The sequence below is a fragment of the Spiroplasma sp. hy2 genome, from assembly GCF_044714365.1.
Lineage (GTDB): Bacteria > Bacillota_I > Bacilli_A > Mycoplasmatales > Mycoplasmataceae > Spiroplasma > Spiroplasma phoeniceum.
Map to the genome: position 1 here is coordinate 1 of NZ_RXFZ02000150.1, position 2,510 is coordinate 2,510.

General features: G+C 27.6%; 3 protein-coding genes. All 3 read left to right on the plus strand.

The genetic code is table 4. The features are described from left to right. Window positions 1-727: 727 nt before the first annotated feature. The 3 genes from EHV01_RS04685 (at window position 728) to EHV01_RS04695 (ending at window position 2,336) form a co-directional block, all read left to right on the plus strand. On the plus strand, window positions 728-1,396 hold the full coding sequence (locus tag EHV01_RS04685) for a hypothetical protein (RefSeq protein WP_422066432.1): 669 nt from the start codon (window positions 728-730) through the stop codon (window positions 1,394-1,396). A 344-nt stretch (window positions 1,397-1,740) separates the two neighbouring features. Next, a complete protein-coding gene (locus tag EHV01_RS04690; protein WP_422066433.1) occupies window positions 1,741-1,974 on the plus strand; it encodes a hypothetical protein in 234 nt (77 codons plus the stop codon). 92 nt (window positions 1,975-2,066) lie between these two features. Beyond that, window positions 2,067-2,336 carry a hypothetical protein gene (locus tag EHV01_RS04695; RefSeq protein WP_422066434.1) on the plus strand — a complete coding sequence of 90 codons (270 nt, stop codon included), beginning with the start codon at window positions 2,067-2,069 and terminating at the stop codon, window positions 2,334-2,336. The last annotated feature ends 174 nt before the right edge of the window (window positions 2,337-2,510 follow it).

Consider the following 2,510-nt stretch of genomic DNA (forward strand, 5'->3'; position numbering starts at 1 on the left):
WTTAAAAAATTTAAAGCAAAATCATAATCTTACACAAAATTAGTTTTCAAATTGTCATATTGATGATTTTTTTTATTTCATCAAGAGTTTTCGACAAAATTAAAGGAGAAATATTTGAATATTTTTATAATTTGCTATATAGTAAGTTTGTTAGCGTTAAAAACGCTAGGATAATTTAAAAACGGAAACACAACCTATTTTGAACTAAACTGTGTTTCCATAAACAATTTTAACATATTTTATTTACCTTAGAATGTTGTGTTATATCAATTATTATAATTTTGTTTGTGGAAATAGCGGTCTGTTATTTTCCTTTTTATTTATTACAAAAAAGGAGTTGAAAATAAATTATTTAATCCCCTTTGTGGTACAATAAAAACAATTAAATAAAAACAAAGAAAAATGACAGGACAGTCATTCTTCTATACACCTATTAAGCGGTCAAACATACCACTTAACTAGGCTCTGATATAATTTAACTGAACCGCACATTTGTGGTGGTTCTTGGTTAAATTATAACATTTTTTAATTTTTGTGTATAGGTAGAATGATAAAAAAGTCATCTACCTATTTTTTTATTTAATATCAAAATAACAAAAAAAATAACCTGATATTAGCATTAAAAAAACCAAAAGAATATGATATTTATATTTATACATTTTGGAAAATATCAACGCTAATAAGGGGTTAAAAAACGTTCAAAACCGCAGAAAGGAACATATATATTATGCAAGAATTGATATTACAAGCAGAACAAGTCAATTATCACTTTGTGGAGATAAATGGATTGAACTATAAAGTTATTAATCAACTTGATGAGAATAAACATGTCTCAAATTTTTACTTACCGAAAAAATATGTTCGCCAACACCCAACCCCTACCCGCGAAGACAGTTATAAAGTCAAAATTTATGACAAGTTTATTTGTGTTCCCAAAAAAATGTGTTTTATTGATAAAACTGGTAAATACTTTTTGGTTGGCATTGATATGTTTTTTACCTACTGAATTTATAATACGCGAGATAATAATAAATATCGCTTAGCGGGTTATCAAGCAATTAAAGACACTGCAATTAAAGAATTGCATTATTTAACTGTGGCTGCTCGTCGCTACGAAAAAGAACAAGCAACCAACCCATTTTTAAGTGGGTTAACATACCAACAAGCACACGAACAAATTTGTGCTGAAAACGACAAATTAAAAGCAGAATACCAAACTTATGTAAAAACTAAGTATTCTGCAAAATCTATAACAACAAACACAAGAGAAAATAATTCTCTTGTTGATAATTATAACACAGAATATAATTTACTTTATGAAGAAAAACGAAAAAAACAAGAAAAAGAAAAGGTTAACCTTAACCAATTATTAGAGGATTTAAAAAACTTAGACTAACTCCGCTAATAAATCCCCCTATTTAAAAAGCATAAGAGCTTGCATAAAACCACCGAGTAGCAAGACAACGAATAAACAAACCTAAGATATGGTCTTCATCATATCATTTTTGCTGTTAAGTAAAACACAACTTTTTCTTGCTTTTTTTCTTCCAATATAATTCCAAAACTATTCCTATACTATACCAAAATAAAAAAATAAAAATCTACTTATTTTTTAAACAAAATTATTGGTGATTTTAAATAAATAACCACCTACGTGCTTTTTTTATTTTGAGGGTTTGGGCAAAAATAAAAAAAGCACCCCGTTAATAAAACAAGAGTGATTGATAAGAAGTTGATGTTATGGGTGAACAAGAAAAAATATTAATTATGATAAATCGTTGGGGGTATTTAAACACAGAACAAATTGGATTATTAGTTAATAAGAAAAAACGAGCGACCGAAGAACTTTTAAAAACAATACATAAAAAAGGGTTGATAAAAGTTGACCAACATATACCCATCGCAATATTTATTATCTCTCTCATAAGGGTAATACTTTTGTTGGTCGTGAACATAAAAAAGCAATTAAGATAAATTGTTATGAACTTCCCCACCAAGACATGTTAATTAAATGACTTTGTAGTCAAAATGACATAGTACACTATCAAACAGAGCGCGAGCTCAAAATGGAAAATGGCAACCTCAATGCTTACCCCGACCTAATAATTATCAAAAATAATGATAGTGAAATTTATGTCGAGTTTGAACGCACCCGCAAGTCACCCGACCGGTTCAGAACGAAATTAATTAACTTGCGTGAGTGACTTGCTGTGGGTGGTAAAATTCATTGAATTACTCTAACCCAAACACTAGCTAATTGAATTGAAAATCAAATTAACACTATTGGCGCTTATCCAATACAACACACCTACGAAATATGAAACAACGAAAAATAAAAAGAGCATATTAATATGCTCTTTTTATTTTAAATAATATTTATCAATTAATTGATTTTATTGAAATAGTAGACTTCTTGCATAACCTATTAAAATAATTGTAAATATTTTTAAAAAGATACTAATAGCAAATTATAATTTTAATTAATTATGTCTTTTATTTAAAAATTTAMT